The sequence below is a fragment of the Natrinema salsiterrestre genome (assembly GCF_029502005.1).
Classification (GTDB): Archaea; Halobacteriota; Halobacteria; order Halobacteriales; family Natrialbaceae; genus Natrinema; species Natrinema salsiterrestre.
In genome coordinates this window covers 12,694-38,205 of sequence record NZ_JAMQOT010000002.1, presented here as the reverse complement: position 1 = coordinate 38,205, position 25,512 = coordinate 12,694, and the positions used below count along the sequence as shown (strand labels likewise).

Sequence of the window (25,512 nt, the reverse complement as noted above, 5' to 3'; positions counted from 1 at the left end):
GGGAGGACGACGCATAGGCGGTCGTGCTCGAACTGGGGCGGACGAACGAGGTCTCAGAGCCCCGGAACCTCGAGCGCGCCGCGCCCGACGATGAACGCCAGCGCGGCGAGAAACATCCCGTACTTGAGACGCGACTGACTGGCGGTCGGATCGTCGAAGCTCTCGTAGGCGGCGAAAAGCATGACGGCGTCGGCGGGGGCGACGACCAGCAGATACGGGACGCCGAAGTAGCCCCGGAGGAACGGAACGGGGCTCGCGAGGACGGCTACCACGAGCAGGACGGCGGCGACGACAAGCGCCCGGCGTTCGCCGATCGCGATCGGGAGCGTGTTCAGTCCCTCCTCGCGATCGCCCTCGATGTCCTCGACGTCCTTGATGATCTCCCGCGTCAGGGTCGCGACCGCCGCGAGGACGAAGAGCACGACCGCAGGGCCGATCTCCTCGACCGCCGCGGCCCCGAAGAGGAACGTGCTGCCGACGAGATAGGCGACGAGCGCGTTGCCGAGCCCGGGGAGTCCCTTGAAGAACTCCGTGTAGGCGATCAGCGCCAGCAGATTGACGGTCGCGATGGCAATCGCCAGCGGGGGCAGCGTGAGCGCCAGGACGACCGCACCGGCGAAGAGGACGATACTGAACGCCAGCGCACCGCGCGGACTCACCGCCCCGCGGGGGATCGCCCGCTCGGGCCGGTTGATCCGGTCGATCTCCCGATCGAAGTAGTCGTTGATCGCGTTCCCCGCACCGACCGCCAGCGCCGTGGCCCCGACCGCTGCGGCGACCGCGACGGGTTCCTCGGTTACGCCACCCGCGACGAACGCACCGATAAACGTCAGCACGCTCGCCGCGACCACGTTCACCGGCCGCGTCAACTCGAGCAACCCCCGACCCGTCTCCCCGGCTGTCATACGCGGGAGTGCTCATGCGGGCTGGTTAAACGGTACGATCCACCGCCGATCGGGCGGGGATCACTGAGAATCGCAGGGCCTCGAGGCACGGACCGAGGCCATCACTGTCACATCGGCCGCGGTTTCAGCGCCACTCCTCGAGATCACAGAGGACGTCGTCCTCGATCTCGAGCCACTTGCTCACCCGGTCGTCACCGCTCGCATCCACCGGCACGGCGGTCCAGCTCCGATCGTCCTCGGAGAGTAACTCGAGGGGCGTCGTGCTGGATCGGGCCTCGTCCGGAGTGGAGGTCTCGGGGTCAGTCATGACACGTCTAGATGATGGAACTATATAACAAAGACCCCCGCAGGTGATTGTCACCGGGTGAGAACTCCTGGTGGGTGTCGGTGTCTACCGAAACCGGCTCGAATCGAGTGACTTATACGGAGCCATCCGAAATGTAGCGACGCGGGCGCTTAGCTCAGCCTGGACAGAGTACTTGGCTTCGGACCAAGCTGCCGCGGGTTCAAATCCTGCAGCGCCCATCCGTTTTCGTGATGGTTAGGATTCCACAGACGGCGGAGGGTTGCTTATAAAGAACCCCCCGTCGACCGAGGTAGATTCCATCATGCTCCGTGATGCGGGTCGACGCCGTCATGCGGTTCGCAGGATCTCAAACGTGTAGAACCGTGTTAAATGTTCGTGAATCGGCTCAGGCCTGCGCGCGAGCTAGTGGTGGTGCGCGCGCCAACTCTAACTGGTTCGCTGTCGCACGCAGCGTGCGCCGTTCTCACTGAGCGTGCGACAAACCCCGTGTTCGTCTAACGCTCAGTGAGTCACGCTCACTGTGCGTGAGAAATACCACATCACGAACAAATATTGGTGCGTTTCACCATCCGACCAAAATTCAGAGAGTAGAGACTGGTGAGATCCATCTATGTAGCTATTCCGGACATTTCTTATCAAGTTTCTTAGGCTGACCCTTAAGTCAATGTGACTAACGAGGATCAGGTGCAATGGTAGATCAGAAAGGAACGGCCTCAATACGCGCGATCTATGCCCGGTTTCCCCGGGAACCAAAGATCGCGTTGAGCGGCCGGCGCCACAGCCGAACCGAGACTAACCACAGCTCGGGATCGTACAGTAGGTTGAACGCCGTTGCTGATCGTCAAGCCTCGACTCTTTGGCAGGACGAAGAGGTGAGTGGCGATGAGTGAACAAGAGCGGCTCGACGCCTTTGAACGAGGTAGCCGCGACCACTCGACGATTGAAGAAGCTGTAGATAGCTACCTCGATCACCAGAAGAACGAGTCCGAGCTCATGGAAAGCACGGTGGAAGTCGAGAAGCGACGACTCGGGTACCTTGTCGATTATTGCGAACAGCAGGGTATCGAGACGCCGCGTGAGCTGCTATCCCACGACCTCGACAAGTATCGTACCTGGCGTCGATCTGAAGCGCCTCTGAAAGTCGAGGAGCTTGCTGAATCGACCATCATCGAGCACATGAAAACGGTCGACAAGTTCGTCGACTACGTGGAGGCGGAAGATGAGTAAGTTGGACAAGCGACAGCCATCAAGTCCTCAGGAGCCAATCCAGATCGCCGTCGACGAGGCCGTCGAAGCGTATCTCACCCGGCGCAAAACCGAGAGTAATACGACGCAAGGAACCGTCGATACTCATCGAAAGCGCCTGAACCATCTCGTAGAATACTGCGAACTCGAGGAAATCGAGTACGTCAGCGATCTCCGCGGGCACGACATCGAACAGTACCGCGAATGGCGACGGACCGAGGCTACCGAAAAGGTCGATGTGTTGGCTCCGAAGACGCTCCAAGAGCACATGAAGACGATTCGTGTATTCATGCGCGCGATGGAGTCGATGGAGTACGTAACGCCAGGAATGGCCGATCGCGTGTACGTGCCGGAAATCGAAGACGAAGATGAGACGAGTGATGAGATCCTCGAGTATGATCGTGCAGAGGAGATCCTGAGCCACATCGCGAAAGCTGAAGGTGGAAAAGCAGAGGAGGTCGTCTGGCGACTGTTCGTGGATAGCGGTCTGAGACTCGGCAGCGTTCACTCGATCGACGTACCTGACGTTCATCTCGATGCAGAGGTGCCCCACATCGAGCTTCGAAACCGACCTGAAGAAGGAACGAACTTGAAAAACCGCGACGACTCTGAACGGCGCGTCTTCATTACGGAGGAAACCGCTGAAGCCATCGAACAGTATCTCCAGTACAATCATCCCAAGGTCACCGACGACTACGGTCGCATGCCGCTCATAGGGACGTCCCATGGTCGAGCAAATCCTTCGACCATCCGCGGGATGGTCTACAAATGGACACGGCCCTGTGAGCTCGGGGAAACGTGCCCTCACGGTAAGCAGCCCAGCTCCTGTGAAACAGCGGAGAACCGGGACAAGCCATCGGATTGTCCATCGACTCGCTCGCCACACGACATCCGACGTGGGTACATTACTCACGTCAGTAGTGAGGGAGTCCCACCGCGAGTCCTGAGCGATCGCGTCGACGCCGAACCGGGCACAGTAAAAAAGTATTACAACAAGAACGACGACGAAGAAAAGATGCAAGCTCGTAAAGAGCTCATAGAGCGCATCATGCAGGACGAAGAAGAGGTTAACTACTAGGGATGAATTGGTCCACCTGGGATTGGGATACCTCTTCCTTCCTCCACTGACCCCGACACAATAGCCGACTGGCGTCTCTAAACTGATCGTCTGTTAGCGATTGCTGAGTTCGAATTGGGATAGTTACAAGAACATGACCCTGTCATAGGATCGTCCTCAAGGAATGGTTTTCAACCGGACTTCAGCGAATTTGCTGTTAGATAGCTCGTGCGAGTGTATCAGGTAGGATGGCGAGGCCTCGGTAACACTGCTGCCCGGTTCGTGGCTACTCCTTCCAGATGAGGCCATTGATGGAGGCCTCCATCACTGTCTCGTCGTCCTCGTTGGTACAAACAACTGAACTCGTCACCGTGTAGCGGTCGTCGCGTTCCTCAACGGATTCATTCGTCCACTCACACCTAATCGCGTTTTCCGTGTAGACTGGTTGGTGGAAATTGAATTCCATCGTTCGGGCGATATAGCTCAAGTCACCACCGATTTTCGTCGGGAGCGTCGCAGTCAGCAACCCCTGCACGACGAGGCGACCATCTTCATCTGGTTCAGTGTGAATCGTCTGTTGGTCGCCCGAGACCTCACCGAACTGGCGCACGTCCTCTGTGGTAAACGTCCGCTCGTAGGTGTGAACGTCGCCTTCTTCTGGTGGCATCGACATCGACATGAACACTCTATCCATCCGTACCAGCATGTGAGCAAAAAAACTACGCCGTGATACACGGACCCTCTATACTGATCACACCAAGCAATGTCGCGTTCCGGTTCTCATCTCTCGGTAGTTCCCACTCGTGCAATATCTACTGCGCGTCCCGGTGACTCATCAATGGGCGTACCGGTGTTTTACGCCCATGGTCGGTGTAGCTGCTACACATGAATGTGCTCGTAACGGGCGGCGATGGCTTCGTCGGCCGACACCTCTGTTCTGAACTCCTTGATCGCGGCCACGATGTCACCTCGCTCTCGCGGACGCCCGACCCGTCGGTGTTACCGGACGAAGTGGATCTGCGGCAGGGCGACGTAACCGACTACGACTCGATCGAGGACGCGTTCAAGGGACAAGATGTCGCGGTAAACCTCGCGGCACTACCGCCGTTGCACCAACCGCCCAGAGAGACCAGCCACGACAGCGTCTGTATCGGTGGGTCGATCAACGCCGTCGAGGCCGCCGAACAACACGGCGTTTCGAAGTTCGTCGAGATGAGCTCTCTGGGGGCGGATCCGAACGGCGACACCGCCTATTGGCGGACCCAGGGACTCGGCGAGAAAGTCGTCCGCTCCTCGGAGCTCGACTGGATCGTCTTCCGGCCGTCGTTCATCTTCGGCGAGGACAGCGAGACGTTCACGTTCGTCAGGCGCCACACCACGCCGTACGTGACGGTGCTGCCGAACGGCGGAGACCGGCCACAGTTTCAGCCGATCTGGATCGGCGACTGCGTCGACATTTTCGCGGACGGCATTGAGGACGACGCCTACGACGGCGAGGTGTACGAACTGGGCGGTCCCGAGGTGCTCTCGTTCGGCGAGGTCACCCGGATGCTCTACGAGGCCGACGGGAAATCGGTGGAGATCCTTCCGGTACCGATGCGAGTGGCGACGATCGCGCTGCACGCAGTCGATCCGATTCCTTCGATTCCCCTCGGCGTCGATCAGGCGCGCGCCCTGAAGATGACGAACGTCGCCGACCACAACGACGTCGACGCGTTCGGCTACGACGAGTCGAACCTGACAACGCTCTCGGCGTATCTAAGGGGCGAGCAGCGACACCCCTCGCAGCGGCGCCCCGTTTCGAGCGACTGAGCCGACTAGTGCGTCTGGGCGGCGCAGTAGACCATAGGGACTCTATCCTCATGTATCTCGACAATTCGGAGGAGATTGGCCGGGAGCGGTACTCGCATATCGAAGCCGGTGAACTCAGAGATGTACTGACAGAATCCCTTGAGGGAATCGAACCACGATCCCAGGGCTGAACGACCGAAATCAGCTCTCGCTTCTTGCTTGACGGCACCCCTCGTAGAAGGCTGGAAGGCCCAGAGGGAGGGCTAGTATGCCGAACCCGAGGAGTGTAGGCTTGGTTCCGCGTGCTCGCTGGAATATCAGAATCGTGGCTACGATGCCGAGAAGCGCAATCAGGTACGCTACGTTGCTCCAAAAGACGTCGTAGGTCGAACAGTACAGCCAGCAAACGAACGTGTAGGCTGGGGCGTTCCAGGTCGGTGAATGGAGCTTCGGCCAGAAGTACCGGCAATATGTTGTCCAGCCTAGCATCGCGACTGTCGGCAATCCAACGAGCCACACCGCTGCCCCACGATTCACGTCGTTGTATCGCCGGTATCCAGCAAGGAAGAGGGCGGGAAAACAGAAGACCCACAGCCAGATGCCGATAGTGTAAGTCACCGGCCAGTGCTCAATTCGGGGCTGTGCAACCGGCAGCCGTAATGATTCGGGAAGCGTTGCCCACGGAAACGAGGGGTCAGGAACTGGATTCGTGAGTAGCGCCACCAGACAGAGTCCCGTCCCGACGAAGAGTCCATACAGCCCCAGCGTCGTGTATCGGTCAAGCCACGAGGGGAATACCGGACGCGCCGTCTGTTGGTGATGGTCGGAGTATCCGGTCATTCTCAGCTGTATCGGAACGTAATTAGGTATCTCGTTCGAGTGCCTCACGTCGCTGTTCGTATTCCTCGTCGGTTAGCTCACCGCGAGCGTAGGCGAGTCGAAGTTCCTCAAGCGCTTGGTCCGAGTCACTTGAACTCCCTGTGATTGCTCGGTAGATGAGGTAGCCACCGGCGACGAGGGCTGCTAGGAACAGGAGTTGCATAACGATGCCGACGACGAACATCCAGCTCCGTACCGTCCCTTCGCCCCACATTCCACCACCCCACATCCCGCCCATCATCGGACCGGATCCCATCATCCCAAAGCCCATGAAGAATAGCGGAAAGATGACGAACACACCGATGATAACGAGGAGGATGGTGACAATTCGTGTATCGTCTGTATCTGTGTGCATATTGTAGTCCCTCCGTGAGTTCGGCTCTCGAGTAATAGTACGCATTCGCTATTCAATGCGGTTGTGTCTTCTATTCTCCTTTCTGCCAGCCAGTTCACCTTTGAATTCGCTGCTTAGCACGGTGTCGAGTCGAACAAACTGAAAGATGGCTATGAAAGGAGGATCCCTTCGATACTATAGCTAACCCCAAAGAAGCGTATCTAAAACAGGTACCACAGACGGCTTTCCGTCTCGAAGACTAACCCAAAGGCGTGAGTAGCCAAAATTCACGCCCACCCAATCGAACCAGTTTCTCCGGTAATTCCACCGTTGATAGTATACACCAGTACACTGGCTGCTGCGCCCAGGGACAGTAGAATGGATCCGATATACCTCGCTGTCGGCGCACTCTTACTCCTGTTAACTGTCGTCGATCTCCTTTGGACGACGCTATGGGTTGAGGGTGGCGCCGGTCCCCTTACTTCCCGATTGGCGTCTAGGACCTGGAAAACCCTCAAGATAGTGTCCGGAGAGCGCCCCCGCGTGCTCTCATTTTCTGGGCCACTGATTCTTATCCTTGGCCTCACTATGTGGATCGCACTCCTCTGGGCCGGGTGGACATTCCTATTTGCAGGCGGCGAGGGCAGTCTAATCGACACGCGGAACACTGGCCCGATTTCCTGGACAGAGCGGTTCTACTTTGTCGGATACACGGTGTTCACGATGGGGAACGGAGATTTCACACCGAACGGCGGTATCTGGCAGGTCGTGACTGCGCTCACGACGGCCAGTGGCATGCTCTTCGTCACACTCAGCGTCACGTACATCCTCAATATTCTCAGTGCCGTCACCCAGAAACGCTCGCTCGCAAGTAGCATCAATGGACTCGGGGCACAGAGTGCTGAAATCCTCGAAACGAGCTGGGACGGAGATGCATTTCAGGGACTGGAGGTGCCGTTAAACACAATTGCAAGCCAGCTCGACACGCTCACATCGAACCACAAAGCGTATCCAATCCTCCACTACTTCTTTACGCCGCAGACATCGCAGGCACCGACGACGAACATTACGGTGTTAGACGAAGCGCTTACGCTTCTCAGGTTTGGTGTCGCCGCAGACCACCGTCCAAGTGAGCCATCGATCAGACAAGCTCGGTCGAGTGTTCAGAATTACCTTGATACGCTCGGCAGTGCATTCGTAGAACCAGCCTCACAGTCACCACCTGCCCCGGATCTCAAACACGTACGCGACGATGGGATTCCTACCGTCACAGATGAAGACTTTACTACCTCGCTTGAGGAGATAACTGACCGACGACGTCATCTGTTAGGCCTCGTCGAGTCAGACGCGCGACACTGGCCAAGTACCGACAGCCAGTAAGAAGTCCCCGCAAGCCCACACATCCATCATCCTCGGTCCCGTACTCTCGCCCACTAGCTACCGATGGATAACCACGACCATTCGTCCGATGAGGCGGGGGCATCTGACGAACATTCTCACCACGAACACCGAAAGACAGTTGACGACAAGAGCGCCGGTGAGGCGGATGACCCCCGAGTAGAGCAGTCGATGCTTGAGGACGAGGCCGAAGACGCCGGTAACGCCGAACAGGCGATCGCGGAGAAGCACGAACACCACATGGACCACGGAGAGGGGGACCACGAGCATGGCGGGGGCCATGATGGCCACGGTGGTATGCACGAGGGGCACGAACAGATGTTTCGCCGTCGGTTTTTTGTCTCGACGCTACTTTCGATTCCCGTCCTGCTCTACAGCCCGACGCTTCAGGAGTGGTTGGGATTCTTCGTGCCAGCGTTCCCTGGCAGCGAATGGATTAACCCCGTCTTTGCGGTCATCGTCTTCGCGTACGGTGGCATCCCGTTCCTCCAGATGGCCATCCCCGAAGTGCGAGACCGCTCACCAGGGATGATGACGCTCATTTCGATGGCCATCTCAGTCGCGTTCGTCTACAGCCTGGCGAGCGTGGTCTTCCCCACCCAGTCAGCATTCTTCTGGGAGCTCGTGACGCTGATCGACATCATGCTACTGGGCCACTGGATCGAGATGCGGTCGGTCCGCCGGGCCTCCAGTGCCCTCGACGAACTGGCGAAACTGATGCCGGACACTGCGGAACGAATCACCGACGACGGTGAGACCGAGAACGTTCCCGTGAGCGAGCTCGAGGAGGGTGACCTGGTTCTAGTACGGCCTGGGGCGAGCGTCCCGGCCGACGGCGTTGTCGAGGAAGGTGATTCCGACGTAAACGAGGCGATGATCACCGGCGAATCAAAACCCGTCTCGAAAGAACCCGGCGACGAAGTCATTGGTGGCACGGTCAACGGTGATGGAAGTCTCCGCGTTCAAGTCGGTGCGACGGGTGAGGAGACGACCCTCGCGGGTATCATGCGGCTCGTCGAGGAGGCACAGCAAAGCAAATCCCGGACGCAGGCCCTCGCCGATCGGGCGGCCGGCTGGTTGTTCTACGTCGCCGTCGGAGCCGCCGCTGTGACTGCGGTCGCTTGGACTGTCGCCACGACGTTCAATGCGACCGTCATCGAACGGGTTGTAACCGTTCTCGTCATCGCTTGCCCACACGCTCTTGGGCTCGCAATTCCACTCGTCGTTGCGATCAACACCTCCCTGGCGGCCCAAAACGGGATGCTCGTTCGCGACCGCATTGCAATGGAGCAGGCCCGTGAACTGGACTCAATCATCTTCGACAAGACGGGGACGCTCACCAAAGGGGAACACGGGGTCGTTGGGATTGAAACCGTCGGCGCTGTTGACGAGGACGAGGCGCTCAAACTAGCGGCTGCTGTCGAGTCCGACTCCGAACACATGATCGCTCGTGCTATCCGGGAAGCAGCTGACAAGCGTAGCATTGACGCTCCGGACGCGTCTAACTTCGAGGCGATGAAAGGTCGTGGCGTCCGGGCCACTGTCGAAGGGGAAGAGGTCTACGTCGGAGGGCCGAATCTTCTCGACCACCTCGATGCCGGCGTTCCGTCTGCGCTTGCGACGTTCGCCGAGGAAGCTGGCGAAAATGCACAGACGGTCGTCTATCTCGTCCGCGAGGGGGAGTTGACCGCAGCCTTCGCCATGGCGGACGTGATCCGCGAAGAGAGCTACGCCGCCGTCGATGCGCTCCATGACCTTGACATCGAGGTCGCGATGCTCACCGGCGATTCGAGCGATGTTGCAAACGCCGTCGCAGACGAACTGGGGATCGACACGGTGTTTGCCGAGGTACTCCCCGAGGACAAGGACAAGAAAGTTCAGGAACTGCAAGACCAGGGCAAACTCGTCGGAATGGTCGGTGACGGTGTAAACGACGCCCCTGCGCTCACCCGCGCGGATGTCGGCATCGCCATCGGAAGCGGGACGGACGTCGCCGTCCAGTCGGCGGACGTCATTCTCGTGCAGAGCAACCCGATGGACGTCGTCCGACTCGTAAAACTGAGCAAGGCCAGCTATCGGAAAATGCAGGAGAATATCGTCTGGGCCGCGGGCTACAACGTCTTTGCCATCCCACTGGCCGCGGGCGTGCTTGCGCCTATCGGGATCCTCCTCTCGCCGGCTGTCGGTGCCTTGCTAATGTCACTCAGTACGGTCATCGTGGCGATCAACGCGCAGTTACTCCGCCGGGTCGATCTCTCCGTACCGAGTCTTACGGGGCTCTCACCGTCGGGACGACCCGAACCAGCGGACTAAAAACCGAATTGAATCCCTTTCTATTTAGTATCGTCATAGGCAACTGGAATCGACGAACGAGTTGCTTTCGGGGCTGAAGTTCTAGACGTACCACTCGAACATCCTGAGGCTGGGGCATCGAGGACGTGACTCTCATCCCCGAGTCAATCCCCGACTTAAGATGGTTCCGAAGGAGTGTGATTCTTCATACATGTAGTCTGGTTTCGAGATGGCACTATGCCCTCTGGATCGGCCGAGAATATTTACCGGCATAAATTTGTAGGAAGCATCTCCATCCAACACTGGTAAGATAGTATTCTGTGGCGAGCGTACGGTGCATATGGCTGAAGACCACCACGATTCGGATCCAGAGATGAATGACCACGGCCACAAAGCTCCACTGGGGTACACCGATGCGGGCAGCCACGCCCATTTAGGTGGACTGACTGTCACTACCAACGGTCTCCAAGTAGAGCCGTCTGATACACGGATTGAGCCGGAAGAGGCCCACGAGTTTACGTATAAAATACGTACTGAAAACAGGGACACAGTCACCGAGTTCGAAGAGACGCACGATCAGCTGGCTCACCTGATTCTCGTCCGTCGAGACCTCACCCGCTTCCAGCATCTCCACCCGACACTGGCCGACGATGGTACTTGGTCAGCAGAGGTCGTTCTTCCAGATCCCGGTGTTTACCGGGCATTTGTTGACGTCCTCGTGGACGGCCAGCCGACGACACTCGGTGTGGACTTATTGTCCTCGGGATCAGCCCAGTACGAAGATCCGCCTCAAACCACGCGTGAGGCCACGTTCGAAGAGTACAGCGTCGAACTCACTCCAGAACAGATACCTGCTGGCGAGTCCATCAGTCTTGAGTTCAAAGTACGCCAAGACGGAGATATTGTCCGTCTTGAACCGTACCTCGGCGCACTCGGCCACCTTGTAGCGCTCCGTGATGGGGACCTTGCTTATCTCCACGTCCACCCAGAAGAGACGGACCCAAAGGACGGTGTTATTCGATTCGCTGTTCGGTTCCCGACCGCTGATCGGTACCGTCTCTTCCTACAGGCAAAACCCGATGGAGAGTTGATCACTACGTCATTTGACGTCCAAGCTGGTGAATCGTAGCTCTGCGTGGACGGAACTTCACAGAGAAGACTCTACCGAGATCCTCTTTCAGATGCAAATTGACTAATGAGTTTCTAGGTGGCTCAAATAGTGTATCCAGAGCACTGTCTAGTTAAGTGATTCTTGATCAGACTGGTAGTACAGACATTCTCTAGCCGTTCCTGATCGGCACATCTTTCTGCGGTTCGTCTGAGAGTGGTAGTGAGATCGGTGAAGACCAGTTGCTCATGGCCTATCTGGCTTTTGTCTAATCAAAATCGCGCTAATTTCACCGTGACTGTGGTTGGTTTACCGGCCTGCGGTCTCTCTTATCTAGACCGTGACTCCCAATCGGATGAATCCATTTCAGAGGATGTTTCTAGGATCGACTCCCGGAGGTGTTCACCCCTCGTCGCGGTCCCGGAACGTCAGGGCCGCGAACAGCGCGATCCCGGCGGTGATCAGCGCCGCCGCGAGTTCCACCGGATGGGTGAACGCCCAGAGCTGGAGGCTACGCTCGCGCGCTCGGTCGTCGAACCGGCCGTGGGCGCCGTAGTCCGTCTCGTCGTCGACCGGCTCTCGGAGGTTATGCGCCCGGTCGGGGTCGCTCGGCTCGTCGGTCATCTGGGAACTCCACCCCGAGGACGCCAGCTTCCGGTCGAGTCGGCGCGGTATCACGCGATTTCCGAGGATCGCCTTGACCGTCGAACGGCCGACCCACAGCTCGCTGCGGTCGTTCCGGACCGCCCAGACGATCGCCTCGGCGGCGACCTCGGGCTGGTAGATCGGCGGCACGGGCTGGGGCGCCTTCGGCAGGCGACTTTTCACCCAGTCGAACTGGGGCGTGTTGAGCGCCGGCATCTGGACCATCGTGAGCTGGACGTCGCTGTCCTGGTGAATCAGCTCGCTGCGGACCGACTCCGTAAATCCCTGGATCGCGTGTTTGGCGCCGCAGTACGCCGACTGCAGCGGGATGCCGCGGTAGGCGAGCGCCGAGCCGACCTGTACGATCGCACCTTCGTCCATCCGATCGAGCGCGACCTCGGTGCCGTACACGAACCCGAGGTAACTCACTTCGGTCACGCGCCGGTACTCCTCGTGGTCCATCTCGGTCGCGGGCGAGAACACCGACGTCATGGCGGCGTTCACCCAGACGTCGATCCGCCCGAACTCCTCTTCGACGGCGTCGGCGGCGGCCTCGACCTGCTCGGCGTCGGCGACGTCGGTCGGCACCGCCAGCGCCTCGCCGCCGGCGTCCTTGACGTCCTCGCACGCGCCGTCGAGTCCGGCCTCCCCGCGCGCGAGGAGGCCGACCTGCGCACCCTGCTCGGCGAACGCGCGCGCCGTCGCCCGGCCGACGCCAGCCGACGCGCCCGTGACCACGACGACCTCCGAATCGTCCGTTTCCGATGTATCAGACATGGTGTCTCACACGATGTACTCCTGCCAGAACCCGTACTGATCCCTGACCTGCCCTCTCGGAACGCTCAGGAGGACCAACAGCACGCCGGCGACGACGCCGCTCCACGTCGCCAGCGTCGGCGCGCCGAACAGCCACGGCGCCACCGCCGCCCACGCGCCGAGCGGGACGTTGACGAACCGCAGCGCCCGCGCCGGCTCGGCCGTCGCGATCACGGCGGTCGAGACGATCAGCGCGCCCGCGAGGTGACTGCTGTCGGCGAGCAGCCCGCCGGTGCCGAACACCGTCGGCGAGAGCATCAGCCAGAAGCCGACCGCCATCGAGGCGAGCAGGTACCACGGGATCGAGATGCCCCAGAACATCCCCGCGGGCCGGTTCCGCTCCGATCTGGTGTCCCCGTCCAGCCCGGCGTCTTCCTCGGAGAGGTGCCCGCCCATCCAGAAGGCGTGCCACAGCGACGCGCCCTCGTCGGTGCGCCGGTCGAGCAACTGGACCATCGCGACGACCTCGTCGAAGGTGAGCGAGATCATCCACAACATTCCAAAGGCCGACAGCAGACAGAGGGTGCACCACGTCCCGACGAGCACCGGCTGGAAGATTACCAGCAGCACCTGGACGAACCCCAGCGGGATCACGACGATGCCGAAAAACGTCACCATCCACGGCATCGTCCGCCAGCGGCTCCGGCCGCCCATAAAGCCCATCAGCGCCTCGATCGCGTACGCGACGGCGCCCAGCCCGGCGTCGGAGACGGGGAACGCCGCCGACACCTGCGAGTCGAGAATCTGCTCGGTGCCGTCACCGAAGAAGGGGTCCCACACGGCGTCGATGTAGCCCAGCTGGTAGGCCGCCATGTACTGCGAGGCGAAGAAGCCGAACATGCCCAGCGCGATCAGCGGGAACCGCTGGGCCGCCGTCGAAGGGTTGTACGACCAGCCATCCGGCACCGCGGCCCCGTCCATCCGCATGCGCATCATGATGATGATCGAGAACATGATCACCAGGATGCCCACGAGCGTGTCGTTGAGGTAGGCGGCCGCCGTCGGCGCGTGGAACACCAGCGGCGCCAGCAGCAGCCAGACGCCGACGCCGCCGCTGGCGTACGACGCCCACGGGTTTTTCTGCCAGACGGTCACGACGCCCAGCGCGACGAGCACCAGCCCCGTTACGACGTCGCTCCACGTCATCAGCGCGCTCTCGTACCCGTGGGCCGTCGGGGCGAACACGAGCCAGATGCCCAGCGAGATGATGCCGTACTGGATCCACAGCTCCTTCAGCGGGTGGTTCAGCATCATCTCGCCGGGTTCTTGCATGTCTCCCCCGTCGTCCTGTCCGCCGTCTTCCCGTCCGTCGCTTTCCTGATCCTGAGTGCTGTCAGCCATCGTTATCCCCCGATCGTGAAGCGCCGTGCGCTGCCGAATCCCCCAGCGCGAGCGCGCCGTTGATCAGCCCAATCTGGCTGAACGCCTGCGGGTAGTTCCCCAGCAGCTCGCCCGTCTCGCGGTCGATCTCCTCCGAGAGCAGGCCGAGCGGGCTGACGAACTCGCAAACGTCCTCGAACAGGTCGCGGGCCTCGTCGTCGCGTCCGGCCAGCGCGAGCGCGTTGACCAGCCAGAACGAGCAGACGACGAACGCCCCCTCCTCGCCCGGGAGCCCGTCGTCGCCCTCGAAGCGGTCGACCAGCCCCTCGTCGGTCGTCAGCCGGTCGCGGACGGCGTCGATCGTCCCCCGCACCCGCTCGTCGTCGGGCGGGAGAAAGTCGACCATCGGGATGCGCAGCGTCGCGGCGTCGAGCTGATCGTCGGCTTCGAACGAGCGGACGAAGCTCCCCAGATCGTCGCTGTACCCCTTCTCGAGGACGGTCTCCTCAATCTCCGCCCGAGCGTCGTGCCAGCGCTCGACCGGCCCCTCGTAGTCGGTCTGGTTGACGATCCGAAGCGCCCGGTCGATCGCTGCCCAGCACATCACCTTCGAGTAGACGAAGTTCTGCGGATCGTCGCGGACCTCCCAGATCCCGACGTCAGGTACCTCCCACGCCCCGCAAACGTAGTCGACGATGTCGCGGATCGCCGCCCAGGCCCGGTCGGTGATCTCGGCGCCGTAGCGCGTCGTCTCGTGGACGCCGACGATCAGCTCGCCGTACACGTCGAGCTGTCGCTGCTCGTGGGCGGCGTTGCCGACCCGGACCGGCGCCGAGTCCTGATAGCCCGAGAGGTGATCGAGCGTCCGCTCGGGCAGGTCGTCGTCGCCGTGGAGCCCGTAGACAGGCTGGATGTCAGTCGGCGGGCCACGCGAGCAGTGCGAGAGACACAGCTCAAAGTATTCCTTCGCCTCCTCGACGTGGCCCAGTTCTGCGAGCGCCTGGACGGTAAAGGCCGAGTCGCGGATCCAGTTGTACCGGTAGTCCCAGTTCCTGACGCCGCCGATGTCCTCGGGCAGCGAGGTCGTCGGCGCGGCGCAGATCGCCCCCGTGTCGTCGTGGATCAATAGCTTGAGCGCTAGCGCCGACCGGACCGCCAGATCGTGGTGCAGCCCAGCGACAGGACACGCCTCCCTGTCTGGACACTCGTGGGCCCAGTCTCGCCAGTACGCGACGACATCGTCGAGTATCCGCTGGTTTTCGTCTGGTTGCACCGGGATTTCGCGGTCGTATCCAAGAACGAGCCAGCGCGTCTCGTCCGCCTCAAGCGTCAGCGAGGTGCCAGCGCAACCCTTGTCGACGCCGAACCCGACCGGACTCGTGAGAAACGCCGCCTCGCCGTCCCCCCGGGCGACGACGCCGTGGCTCGATCTCTCGACATCCGGCTCGGTCTGCGCGTAGTCGAATCGCGGCTCGAACAGGATATCCAGTTCAACCGGACCGGCCTCGCAGTCGACCTTTCGGTACAGCGCCCGGTGGGCGTTCTCGGCGCCGTCTATCGCCCCTGGTACGGGCATGAAGTCGGTCACGGTCGCCCTGCCAGAGGCCGTCTCGAAGCGTGTCCGCAGGACGTTCGTCCGATCGAGGTACCGCTGGTTCGTCTCGAACGAGCCAGTCGGACTGATGGCGAAGCGGCCGCCACGCTCGGCGTCGAGCAAGCAGGCGAACAGACTCGTCGACTCGATATGCGGGAAGCAACACCAGTCGATCGAGCCATCGCGCCCAATCAGTGCGACGGTTTCGAAGTTGCCGACGACGCCGTACTCGTCAATCGGTCTGTACCCAGAGCGCTCTTCTTGTTCGGTACCGGCGTCCTGCACGTTCGGTGAGGGCATGATTGGGTCGGTCGCCATAGCGTCGGCGTCGTCTCGTCGACGACGAGACCAGCGGCCGGGGAGCGGCGTCACGTGTGGCATATCACGAATCCGGTGTTCAAGCTAGGGGATGTCGGGATCGTCCTGCGTTCAAACTAGATTTCGCAGAGTCGGATCGCGGCGCGCGAGCGGCCGGCCGGCGCCGACCGCACCACAAGTCGTCGCCCCGTGTCGGGTACGGTCTGAATCAGCTCGACGCCATGTTCCGGCAGGTCTCTGCGCACTTGCGGAGCACGTCCACACAGACCTGGCAGTGCTTCGCGTCGTGTCGTTCGCACTCGTCGGCGCACTCCTCGCAGAGGTCGGCGTTCATCTCAGCGAGCTCCTCGTGGTAACTAGAGTTACGAACCATGAAGCGGGCGTGTAGACTCGCAATGTCCGCGACGTCCCGACAGAGCCGAACGCACTTGGCCATCTCCTCGCCCTCGTCGGCGCACTCATCGGCGCACCATTCGCAGGCTTGGACGCACTCGAAGCAGCTGTCGATGCACTCTTCCATCTCTTCGTTCTCGCTCACGTGGTCGATTTCAGTCAGCGCCATCGCGTGAGCCGACGGCTTGCGCTCGGTTTGTTATACGCCGGCAAGCGAACGCGGACAATTAGTGAGAGAGCCGCGAACGGGACGCGACCGCTGAGAACCCGGCCTCCCGGAACGTTTGGGCCACGTTAAAGCGATCAGACCCCGGAGATGATGGGCGGAGGATCGCCGGCGAACGGACCGCTCTGCGGGTAACCGCGATCAGGCCTGCTTGCCCACCGGGTTAACTATCGCGTGGGTCGAACGTGATCTCGTGACGGATTCACTACTCCACGCGCTCAGCGTCCCCTTCGCAATCGTCACCGGGACGGGAGCGGGGCTACTCGCCGTCCTCTTGTGGGAGATCCTTAGTGCGTCACCGTTCGGGCGAGTGATCGCCCTAGTGTCGCTGCTCATGGCGACGATCACGATCTATCACGTCGTGCTGCTCGCGGTCGGCCCTGATCGGCTACTTCTCGAAGTGCTCCGGAGCGGCGCGTACACTCTCGTCGCGGTGCTCGTTCTGACGGCGATCCGCAGCCATCAGACGGTACAGCAGGAACATCCCCCAGAGTGACATGGTCTCGTTGACGCCATTTCTCGCGTACGATCTTGCGATTAGTCTCGTCGTGGGTGTCGAACTGCTGTACTTTCTGCACCTCGATTCGTCGTTGACCGGATACCGGCGGCTGCTGCTCATCACCGTCTGCGGACTGGTCCTGTTCGTCGTCGGTGGTCCGCTCGCGGAGCTTCTGTTCCCGTCGTTCGTCCACTGGGTCCACGGGGCGGCCGCACTCCTTGTCATCTTCGGCCTCTACGACCCGGTTCGAAACGACCTCCGAACCGAAGAGTGGGCCCGGTTGTTGCTCTCCGAGCCGGCGCAGATCAGGCGGCCGGCGGGCTGGATGACGCCGATGGACGACGCGATCCTAGAGGTGTTCCACTCCTCGGGCCTCATTCTCACGCCCGCGGTCGTCGCGCTGAACATCGATCGCAGCCGTGAAGAGGTGAACCGCCGGCTGAGTCGGTTGGCCACTCACGGACTCGTCGAGAAGGTTGAGCGGGGAAAGTACCGGTTGACGCGGCGCGGGGTGCGGTACTTGCGTGGGGAGCTCCACGTCGCACTCCTGCCGGAAGACGAACCGTAGGGACGATGCCTCAGTCCGCCGCACCGGGATGGCCCGACGCACCGTCGCCCGACTTGAGCGGTGGCTTAAACGAGCGCATGACGAGGATCAGGGCTAACCCGTGCTATTCTACTATGTTAGTCTTGTTTAGACGCAGAGTAGTAGCCTGTTCCTTTCCATTTGGAGACTGCCGGGTCCCAATCCAAGCGGCCCTCCACCTGAGAACCGAATGCAGGTCCTGTCCTCGGGTGCTCCGTACAGTGGTAACAGGACACTCGAAAGTGCATTTTTTGCCTAAAAAAGTAGGACAGAAGTAGTATAGCCGCTTCTTTGAACGAGATATATCGACGGAATCAGCGGTGGGATGGTTCCAGCGTTATAAGACTGAATCAGCTGGACGACCGCGTCTGCGAACTTACCAAACCTGATAGTATGGGCATGGGAACCAGCTAGGAGAACATCTTACAGGGTGATCCGGAGTGGTTTTTTCGCATTTTTACTGAATCTTGTTCTATCTTTGATGAATATCTGGTTTTTGAGGGGAAAATAACCGCTCGACTTCTCTGTGTCCTCTATACTGGACCGTTTCCGTCTGGCTATCAAAATCGATTACTCCCGCCTCGTCGAGCATGGGCAATTGGCAGTGATAGAGATCAATGAGGACTGATTCCCGATCCGGCCCTGGTGAGTGCGTTTCTTGGTCCACCACGTGATCAACAAGCTGGTCGAGTGAGGCTGCGTCATCCGACGCTTCTTCGAGATAGGTCAGGACGGTTCGACGGCGCTGATTAGCCACACTCTGATACACGTCGTCAAGGTCTTGCTGGTTGTCGGGGGTCATTAGTGAGGATTAATCGAGTGACAGGGAAAACCCACGACCTCCATAACTTGAGGGATTTATATACTCTCTCGGTATGGACGTCCGTTATTGTTCGCCAACACCGACCCCTGTTGGTTGGCCGACAGTCAACGAGTTACTGATGAGGTTCGTCTGGCCCCGGCGGAGGCGCTCTGACAGTGCTTTTTGGGAGATGTCGATGGACGCGGCGACTTCTTCGAGGGTGGCTTCGCGCGGAATCTCGAAATGCCCCATCTCCAGAGCCTGAATGAGCGCCTCGCGTTGCTTTTTCGTGATGTTGTACTGGCCCAGCTTCGGGTCGGTAAGATCGTAGAGGCGGATAACGCGCAGGTCAATCGCTTGTTCGTCAGCGAACTCGCGGAACTCAGAAAGGACCGATCGCGACGGAAAGCGCAGTTTCAATACCCACTCGTCGTCATGCCCCTCTGCTTGAAGGAGCGCTACGTCCTCGTGGGTGCTGGAGATCCACTGGAGTAACTGCTCTCCATCATTCGTCCACTCAATCTGGTACAGCGCCCCCTCGTTGAACGTTGCGGCTTTCTTGAGGTGATCGACTTTTGGATCGGCGGCGACAGTCTGCTTGAACTGCGGTGTTTGCCCGTCGGTCGTCCAGAGATACGGCAAGGGGGTATCGTTCGTAGGGACCAACCGCTCGTACTCAACGATCACGTCCGGGTACTCCGTCAGGGCTTGCTCCAGGGCGAGTTCTTCGGTCGGGACGGCAAACTCGAAGACTACCATCGGCTCGTCGTCAGTAGTGTGTTGCTCGTCGCTTGGTGGACGGTCATCTCGGTTGGGGCCGTCGGTGTGTGGCGTAGACATGAGAGGCTGATCGCTGTTGCGGAACGCGTGATGCTTTGTGATGCGTCCCGCGTGACGCCCACGCGAGGAGAACAAGGAGACTGCCTGCTCGCCCGGAGATCCCAGTTCAAACGCCCCTTCACGACGGGGTGCAGACACATAGTGTGCAGCTCTGGTTCCGTACTGAGTATGTGGTTCCAGACACGAATAAATCCTTGTTGTTCAATACCATGGGTTAGAACGGAGGCAAGACTGTATCACTATCTCGAACGTGGCGAGGACCCCATCCATCGTCCACAGAGAGACCAACGGAGCCAGTTCTGTGACTGCTCAGCGACCAGTCTGGTGGAGGCACCCCTGGCAGATTGGAATTCGTGCAGTGAGCACTGCATCCGGTCCATCATTGATTTCGTAGTATGTAACTGGGTTTGGCGCGTGGCAGTAGGCGCATTGCTCGATCGCTTCGGGGTGCATTACCCGGCGGCAGGCCCACTACCGATACATATCTGCTGGCCGTGGCCCGTCAGACTGCCGTACACATCGGCACCACCAGCGAGTTCTCCACTAATCGACCAAATTACCCTCGGCTATTAAGTGTGATCGTATTGCCACCTCGACACAGGTGAGCCAGGGCATGCACGACTTGACCGGATTCCAGCGCGACCTGTTGTATGTGATCGTCGGCCAGGACCAGCCACACGGCCTTGCAATCAAAGCCGAACTTGAGGATTACTACGACCAGGAGATTCACCATGGCAGACTGTACCCGAATCTCGATGATCTGGTAAACAAGGGCCTCGTCGAAAAGGGCGAACTCGATCGGCGGACCAACTACTATGCTGAAACCCAGCGCGGCCATCGAGAACTCGAAGCTCGCCGCGACTGGGAACAACAGTACCTCGAAGACTCAGAGATCCTGGCATAGCTGCCGAGTATCTGTGAACCACTGCTTCTAGATATACGGACTGGCGTTGCGATATTTTCAGAGAAAACGCGCTACTCCATCCACTAAAGAGAAGTGCGTATTGCCCATCCGCAGATTCAACCTCCCTAATTGGCACCCAGTCAGGTAATCAAGAGCCTTACCGATCAAGGAGTTTCTCACCGGCCAGTGGGGCGACAACAGCACCACCGACCGCGATAGCGGAACCGGAAAACGTGACCAGCAGTGGCGGTTCGAGAGCATACAGGAGTGCAAAGAGACCGCCCGCGAGTCCAAGGACGGCGAACCCAGCACCGACCTCCCAACGGTTCGACGGGTGGGCTGGCGTTGAATCAGCGATGCCACGCCAGACGAGCCATGCGCCAACGGCGCTTCCGAGTGCGGCCACGCTCTCGAAAGAAACCGCTTGTAATAACCCCAGTGCCGCGATGGCGGCGGCAACAAGCAGCACCCGACCGGGAGCGGTGCCACGGTCGGTAATCACGTAGAGAACTCCCAATACTACCAGTCCAAGGACAGCTCCGACCACAACATCTACGAGGTAATGAACTCCCAGAACAAGCCGCGAGAGCGAGACGATACCGGCGACAGCGCCCGCGACTCCGAGCCACAGAGGCGATAGTTTGTCCTCGACGACGACAAGCGCGAATCCACCCCATACCATCGTCGTCCCGAAGGCGTGACCACTCGGAAATCCCGGCCCGTCCCCTGTCGAAATACTTGCGAACGCTGGCTGGAAGAGCGATGGTATCCACTCAACGACGGGCGGTTCACCCGCTCCTACCGGACGAGGGAGCAAGAAGAACTGTTTGAGTACCCCGATGAGGGCAACATACGTGAGCAGGAGTCCAAGGACGAACAAAGCACGCCGCCGGTCGATCCCCCACCGTGGAAATTCATCCCCAGCAACGTAAAGTACACCGCCCACCAGAAAGAGGAACCACACGTCACCGAGTTGCGTCAGCAGTGCGAAAAGCACGAGAATGGGGTCCTGCGCTGACCCATGAAGCGCCTCGGTAATCCCAACACCGCGGTCCTCTGTGAGCATCCTTGTACGGGGGGTTGTTGGCTTCCGTGCTGTTATAGCCTCGGCCTACAGTGTGCGAACAGATCGACCCAGCAAGAGAGGTAGCGATGCGACTCAAACATCGACCAGAGTGGCGGTACTTGGATACGCCTATGGCTCAGCGACCTTCTAGTAATACCCATTCAACGCCATGTCAAACAGATAGCAGAGAGTCAGTACAGTGTCTATTTGCGGCGACGTACCCGTCTAGGGTCCGACGCTGAAATATAAAAATTGGGAGGGGAAGCTGATGTTCTGCGAGCCGTGTCTCAGGCTCGTCAAGAGATCAATCGAGGAAGAGCAAACGATACTGGAGGCGATCGCTGACGATTTAGGGTAATGATGGTGGGCAAGCGCAGAGGTCTTCAAGAATACTCCTGCTCGTGTTAGTCTGGAAACGGGACGTTTGCAACGTTCGCTATCAAACCCACCCACACCCCAGCGGTTCCGATGTAACTCTGCTTTTCAGCACGTCTATTGCCCTGTTCCGTGTGAAAATATATCGCCCTAATTATAGGAACCATTATATCGTACTAATTACAGGAGTCATATCGTCCACAAAATAACGTTATCCAGAAGTAGTTCATAGTGAAAGATACCGACTACTTAGGTACTATCGACGGCCGGTAGCGAAATTGTGAACGTGGTTCCTGCACCCGCCTCCGACTCCACCTGTATTTCGCCGCCATGATGGTCAACGATACGTTCACACAGTGCGAGGCCGACTCCTGTGCCTTCATGCTCTTCTCGTGTATGGAGTCGCTGGAAAATCTCGAAGATACGTTCTTGATCCCCTGGATCAATACCGATACCCTCATCTCGAACAGAAATTTGCCACGTCGACCCCTCTTGCGCCGCTGAGATATGGACTCGCGGCGGTTCCTCGCCGCTGTACTCGATCGCGTTATCCAGAAGGTTCTGGAAGAGCTGGCGAAGTTGGCTTTCGTCACCCTTGACCTCTGGGAGCTCCTCGATCATAATTTCAGCGTCGTGTTCTTCTATCCGAAACTGAAGATCGGCTCGGGCATCTTCGAGGACAGCATCCAGATCCACAAGTTCAGTTGGACTCCCCTGGGTTTCAATTCGGGAATACGCCAGGAGATCATCGATCATCTCGGTCATTCGCTCGGCCCCATCGACTGCGAAATCGAGGTACTCCAACGCCTCCTCGTCGAGGTCGTCTTCAAACCGGCGCTCGATGAGCTGAAGATACGAGGAAACCATCCGCAGTGGTTCCTGGAGGTCGTGAGAGACAGCGTACGCGAACTGTTCTAAGCGCTCATTGGACGCATCTAGCCGTTCGATGAGTTCTTCAAGCCGTTGTTCGTGTCGTTTACGCTCAGTGATGTCGTTCTGGACGGCAACAAATCGATCAATTTCACCGTTCTCGCCGGTGACTGGGGCAATAGTTTGTTCGGCATAGTAACGTTCGCCGTTCTTCCGACGATCAGTAATCTCTTCTTCCCAGACATCTCCATCCTGAACCGTCTCCCAAAGCGTCTGGTAATATGTGTCGTCGTGTTCACCAGACTGGAGAATCTCGGGGGTTTTGCCAATAGCCACCTCAGCAGAATATCCGGTTATTTCCTCGAACGCTGAATTGACATACGTAATCTCACCATTGGCGTCGGTCATGTAGATCGCGTGACCCGATGCTTCGACCGCTCGCTTAAACCACGAAAGTTCTCGTTCTCTCTGTTTTTGTTGAGTAATGTTAGTATAGTGCTCAATCCGACCACCGGCGTAAAGCCCGGACTGGATCGGCTGGCTCCAGTGTTCCAACCACCGTTCGTCGCGGGTTTCATTTTTTACGATGTGGCACTCGAACTGTTCGGTGTAGGTGTTGTCATCGTATGTCGCAGTCACGCGGTTGGCGAACTCCTGCGGTTTTTCGAATAGTTCGGCGATGTGGTCCTCGATGACCTCCCGCTTGTCCCGTCCGAGAATCGCCTCACGATCGAGATCAAAATACTCCTCGACCGCTTCATTGACCCATACGATCTCGAACTCTGAATCAAGGATGAACGTCCCTACCTCGGAGGTATCGAGGACATCATCTGTGAGTGATCGGTATCGTTCTTCGCTCTCGCGCAGCGCGCGTTCGCGTTCCTTCTGGTCGGTAATGTCTCGGAAGTACACCGAGAGGCCGGACTCAGAGGGGTAGACCCGGACCTCCTCCCAAATTCCCAGCGGCTCCGAGCACCGTTCGAAGGATCGTGACTCTTGGGACTCCAGTGCCGTCTCGTACTTCGCAAAGAGCGGGTCGTCTTCATCAGCGTCGAGCGCTTCCCAGGGAGCCTGTCCGAGAAGTTCGCCCGCAGACTTGCCGAGGATCTCTTCTGCGCGTTCGTTGACGTACTCGAACCGAAACTTCTCGTCGAGGGCATAGAACGCATCGTCAACCCGCTCGAAAACGTCCTCAAGTTCTTCTTCGAGTTCGTCGCGCTGGCGTTCGAGTTGCTCGTTTTGCGTCTCGAGTTGTTGCTCGTACTCGCGGCGCTCAGTCATGTCACGGGTGACCTTCGTGAACCCCTGGAGTTCGCCGTCTTCGTCTCGGATAGCGGTAATCGTCACGTTTGCCCAGAAGCGCGAACCGTCCTTTCGAACGCGCCAACCGTCGTCATCTACCCGCCCTTCGGTTGCAGCAATTTCGAGGTTTCGCTCGGGTACGCCCTCAACAACGTCCTCGTCAGTGTAGAATGTCGAGAAGTGGTCGCCGACGATCTCATCCTCTTCGTACCCCTTGATCCGTTTGGCCCCTTCGTTCCACGTTGCGACCGTGCCATCGGGGCGGAGCACGAAGATAGCGTAGTCCTCGACAGCACTCACGAAGGCACTAAACTTCTCATCCACATTCTGGTTGTCGCCCTGGAGATTCCTGTCCGTCACCCACCAGACGGCGTTCGACTCACTCACTTGCTTGCGCTGGATTTGTTCACGCTCGGCAAGTGTTTCTAAGTGCCGTTGAGCGGCCTGACACGAACATCCAAACGACTTACAAACTTCCTCAGTCGATAGCGGTGACGCCTGTTGCCGGAGAAGTTTCATAACGCCGTCTTGGGTGATTCCGTCCCCAGGCCCAGAGTCTCCCATTATACGTTGGTATGGCCAGAGGGTATATGCAATTAGTGCATCTTGGGGTGCTAACGCGAGACGAAGTTGCGAGCCCCAGTCTTGTTGATGATGGAGCGCGTACGCTCACAGACCTATGGTTGACCTCGATCCTACCGATCAAGGTATCCTGTATCTACTCCAGCAAGATGCCCGCAACAATACGACCTCGGGCATTGGCGAGCAGGTTGGCGTCTCCTCAACTACTGTCGGCAACCGCATTAGCAAACTCGAAGAAAAAGGCATCGTCACCGGCTACCAGCCGACGATCGACTACGAGAAAGCCGGGCTCGATCATCACCTCCTCCTCACCGCGACAGCTCCGATGGACAAACGTAGCCAGCTCGCAGAACAGGCACTCGACATTCATGGGGTTGTCACGGTTCGGGAACTGCTGACCCATCATCAGAATATCGAGCTCGAAATTGCGACCTCCACACGGAAGGAAATCGAAGAGACGCTTAATGAGTTGGCTGAGTTGGGCCTTGAGATTGTTCGTAATGAACTACTCAAGCGCGAACTCCACAAGCCTGCTGATAACTTCGGTAAGGAGGTCGCAGAGGACTAACTACTTTTAGTTCCAATTTCTCCGTATATAACCCGACGATAGAGGTTTTGGAACTCTAATTCAAGTACACTCTTCGAAATAACAGCGAGCAGACACATTTATTAACGTCAGAGACCTGGGTTCGGTAATGAGTTCAACAGCAACACACCAGCCACTCAGTCAAGCCATCGTGGAAACCATAGCTGAAAATGAGGACGTTGATCCTCTCGCTCTCGATCCTCTCTATGAAGTGATCAACCCTGATGCGTTGGATTCGCTGTTCACAGAGACAAATAGATCACCTCGCTCAGACGGGAAGATAACCTTCGAGTACGCCGGTCACACAGTCGTCGTCAACAGCGATGGAACAGTCAGGCTCGCCGATGAACTAACATCTGTTGAAGAACCCCTTTAGCTCTCTTAGTGAGTTGCCCACGGATAGGGTATACTGATATGCGTCAAGCGGTACTCTACGGAAAGAAAGGTGAGCGGAAGATTCATCCGCTCATCG

Annotated in this window: 24 protein-coding genes and 1 tRNA gene; 12 read left to right on the top strand and 13 right to left on the bottom strand. The window is 58.9% G+C overall.

Translation table 11 applies throughout. The annotated features are described in order from the left end of the window. Positions 1-53: 53 nt before the first annotated feature. Together NDI89_RS05655 and NDI89_RS05650 are read right to left on the bottom strand one after the other, a co-directional pair. Positions 54-905: a geranylgeranylglycerol-phosphate geranylgeranyltransferase gene (locus tag NDI89_RS05655; RefSeq protein WP_277520544.1), complete on the bottom strand. Its 852-nt coding sequence runs from the start codon at positions 903-905 to the stop codon at positions 54-56. A 124-nt stretch (positions 906-1,029) separates the two neighbouring features. Continuing rightward, on the bottom strand, positions 1,030-1,212 hold the full coding sequence (locus NDI89_RS05650; RefSeq protein WP_226005936.1) for a DUF7511 domain-containing protein: 183 nt from the start codon (positions 1,210-1,212) through the stop codon (positions 1,030-1,032). Positions 1,213-1,355: 143 nt separating this feature from the next. Between NDI89_RS05650 and NDI89_RS05645 the strand changes: the two genes are divergently transcribed. The 3 genes from NDI89_RS05645 to NDI89_RS05635 all read left to right on the top strand — a co-directional run bounded on the left by NDI89_RS05645 (position 1,356) and on the right by NDI89_RS05635 (position 3,535). Next, positions 1,356-1,430: transfer RNA gene (locus tag NDI89_RS05645), tRNA-Arg, on the top strand. Between the two features lie 664 nt (positions 1,431-2,094). Then, positions 2,095-2,439: a hypothetical protein gene (locus tag NDI89_RS05640; RefSeq protein ID WP_277520543.1), complete on the top strand. Its 345-nt coding sequence runs from the start codon at positions 2,095-2,097 to the stop codon at positions 2,437-2,439. Next, positions 2,432-3,535: a tyrosine-type recombinase/integrase gene (locus tag NDI89_RS05635; protein WP_277520542.1), complete on the top strand. Its 1,104-nt coding sequence runs from the start codon at positions 2,432-2,434 to the stop codon at positions 3,533-3,535. Before NDI89_RS05640 ends, NDI89_RS05635 begins: the two co-directional genes overlap by 8 nt. Positions 3,536-3,800: 265 nt before the next feature. Here the strand turns inward: NDI89_RS05635 and NDI89_RS05630 are convergent, their stop codons facing one another. Beyond that, on the bottom strand, positions 3,801-4,193 hold the full coding sequence (locus NDI89_RS05630) for a hotdog family protein (RefSeq protein WP_277521296.1): 393 nt from the start codon (positions 4,191-4,193) through the stop codon (positions 3,801-3,803). Between the two features lie 206 nt (positions 4,194-4,399). Here NDI89_RS05630 and NDI89_RS05625 point away from each other — a divergent pair, with 206 nt between their 5' ends. Further along, positions 4,400-5,326, top strand: a complete 927-nt coding sequence (locus NDI89_RS05625) for a complex I NDUFA9 subunit family protein (protein ID WP_277520541.1) — start codon at positions 4,400-4,402, stop codon at positions 5,324-5,326. A 180-nt stretch (positions 5,327-5,506) separates the two neighbouring features. Here NDI89_RS05625 and NDI89_RS05620 read toward each other — a convergent pair whose 3' ends face one another. Together NDI89_RS05620 and NDI89_RS05615 are read right to left on the bottom strand one after the other, a co-directional pair. Then, the gene (locus NDI89_RS05620; RefSeq protein ID WP_277520540.1) at positions 5,507-6,145 is read right to left on the bottom strand and encodes a hypothetical protein; all 639 of its coding nucleotides are present in this window, start codon (positions 6,143-6,145) and stop codon (positions 5,507-5,509) included. Positions 6,146-6,167: 22 nt separating this feature from the next. Then, complete coding sequence (locus NDI89_RS05615; RefSeq protein WP_277520539.1) at positions 6,168-6,539, bottom strand: SHOCT domain-containing protein; 372 nt, start codon at positions 6,537-6,539, stop codon at positions 6,168-6,170. A 357-nt stretch (positions 6,540-6,896) separates the two neighbouring features. Here NDI89_RS05615 and NDI89_RS05610 point away from each other — a divergent pair, with 357 nt between their 5' ends. The 3 genes from NDI89_RS05610 to NDI89_RS05600 all read left to right on the top strand — a co-directional run bounded on the left by NDI89_RS05610 (position 6,897) and on the right by NDI89_RS05600 (position 11,337). Then, positions 6,897-7,898: a potassium channel family protein gene (locus tag NDI89_RS05610; RefSeq protein ID WP_277520538.1), complete on the top strand. Its 1,002-nt coding sequence runs from the start codon at positions 6,897-6,899 to the stop codon at positions 7,896-7,898. A gap of 315 nt (positions 7,899-8,213) precedes the next feature. Beyond that, positions 8,214-10,229 (top strand): copper-translocating P-type ATPase, encoded by a 2,016-nt coding sequence (locus NDI89_RS05605; protein ID WP_425607756.1) that lies wholly within the window; start codon positions 8,214-8,216, stop codon positions 10,227-10,229. 319 nt (positions 10,230-10,548) lie between these two features. After that, positions 10,549-11,337, top strand: a complete 789-nt coding sequence (locus NDI89_RS05600; RefSeq protein ID WP_277520536.1) for a hypothetical protein — start codon at positions 10,549-10,551, stop codon at positions 11,335-11,337. 381 nt (positions 11,338-11,718) lie between these two features. Here NDI89_RS05600 and NDI89_RS05595 read toward each other — a convergent pair whose 3' ends face one another. From NDI89_RS05595 to NDI89_RS05580, 4 genes are all read right to left on the bottom strand, one after another. Then, complete coding sequence (locus tag NDI89_RS05595; protein ID WP_277520535.1) at positions 11,719-12,738, bottom strand: SDR family oxidoreductase; 1,020 nt, start codon at positions 12,736-12,738, stop codon at positions 11,719-11,721. Positions 12,739-12,744: 6 nt separating this feature from the next. Then, entirely contained in the window at positions 12,745-14,118 is a 1,374-nt protein-coding gene (locus NDI89_RS05590; protein WP_277520534.1) for a vitamin K epoxide reductase family protein, read from the bottom strand. Beyond that, a complete protein-coding gene (locus NDI89_RS05585; protein ID WP_277520533.1) occupies positions 14,111-16,009 on the bottom strand; it encodes a glycoside hydrolase family 15 protein in 1,899 nt (632 codons plus the stop codon). The genes NDI89_RS05590 and NDI89_RS05585 overlap by 8 nt, the downstream gene beginning before the upstream one ends. A gap of 208 nt (positions 16,010-16,217) precedes the next feature. After that, complete coding sequence (locus tag NDI89_RS05580) at positions 16,218-16,571, bottom strand: four-helix bundle copper-binding protein (protein WP_277520532.1); 354 nt, start codon at positions 16,569-16,571, stop codon at positions 16,218-16,220. Between the two features lie 250 nt (positions 16,572-16,821). Here NDI89_RS05580 and NDI89_RS05575 point away from each other — a divergent pair, with 250 nt between their 5' ends. Both NDI89_RS05575 and NDI89_RS05570 read left to right on the top strand, forming a co-directional pair. Further along, positions 16,822-17,124 (top strand): hypothetical protein, encoded by a 303-nt coding sequence (locus NDI89_RS05575; protein ID WP_277520531.1) that lies wholly within the window; start codon positions 16,822-16,824, stop codon positions 17,122-17,124. A gap of 1 nt (position 17,125) precedes the next feature. Next, a complete protein-coding gene (locus NDI89_RS05570; protein WP_277520530.1) occupies positions 17,126-17,695 on the top strand; it encodes a helix-turn-helix domain-containing protein in 570 nt (189 codons plus the stop codon). Positions 17,696-18,185: 490 nt separating this feature from the next. On the opposite strand, the gene NDI89_RS05565 is transcribed toward NDI89_RS05570, so the two are convergent. After that, positions 18,186-18,515 carry a DUF7344 domain-containing protein gene (locus NDI89_RS05565; RefSeq protein ID WP_277520529.1) on the bottom strand — a complete coding sequence of 110 codons (330 nt, stop codon included), beginning with the start codon at positions 18,513-18,515 and terminating at the stop codon, positions 18,186-18,188. Positions 18,516-18,599: 84 nt separating this feature from the next. Then, on the bottom strand, positions 18,600-19,274 hold the full coding sequence (locus NDI89_RS05560; protein ID WP_277520528.1) for a helix-turn-helix domain-containing protein: 675 nt from the start codon (positions 19,272-19,274) through the stop codon (positions 18,600-18,602). 694 nt (positions 19,275-19,968) lie between these two features. Between NDI89_RS05560 and NDI89_RS05555 the strand changes: the two genes are divergently transcribed. Beyond that, a complete protein-coding gene (locus NDI89_RS05555) occupies positions 19,969-20,259 on the top strand; it encodes a PadR family transcriptional regulator (protein ID WP_277520527.1) in 291 nt (96 codons plus the stop codon). Between the two features lie 157 nt (positions 20,260-20,416). Here NDI89_RS05555 and NDI89_RS05550 read toward each other — a convergent pair whose 3' ends face one another. Together NDI89_RS05550 and NDI89_RS05545 are read right to left on the bottom strand one after the other, a co-directional pair. After that, positions 20,417-21,325: a phosphatase PAP2 family protein gene (locus NDI89_RS05550; protein ID WP_277520526.1), complete on the bottom strand. Its 909-nt coding sequence runs from the start codon at positions 21,323-21,325 to the stop codon at positions 20,417-20,419. Positions 21,326-21,949: 624 nt separating this feature from the next. Then, positions 21,950-24,436: a PAS domain-containing sensor histidine kinase gene (locus NDI89_RS05545; RefSeq protein ID WP_425607751.1), complete on the bottom strand. Its 2,487-nt coding sequence runs from the start codon at positions 24,434-24,436 to the stop codon at positions 21,950-21,952. Between the two features lie 115 nt (positions 24,437-24,551). Between NDI89_RS05545 and NDI89_RS05540 the strand changes: the two genes are divergently transcribed. Both NDI89_RS05540 and ddfA read left to right on the top strand, forming a co-directional pair. Beyond that, positions 24,552-25,022: an Lrp/AsnC family transcriptional regulator gene (locus NDI89_RS05540; protein WP_277520524.1), complete on the top strand. Its 471-nt coding sequence runs from the start codon at positions 24,552-24,554 to the stop codon at positions 25,020-25,022. A 127-nt stretch (positions 25,023-25,149) separates the two neighbouring features. Beyond that, entirely contained in the window at positions 25,150-25,416 is a 267-nt protein-coding gene (ddfA, locus tag NDI89_RS05535) for a DdfA family disk-determining factor (protein ID WP_277520523.1), read from the top strand. Positions 25,417-25,512 lie beyond the last annotated feature (96 nt).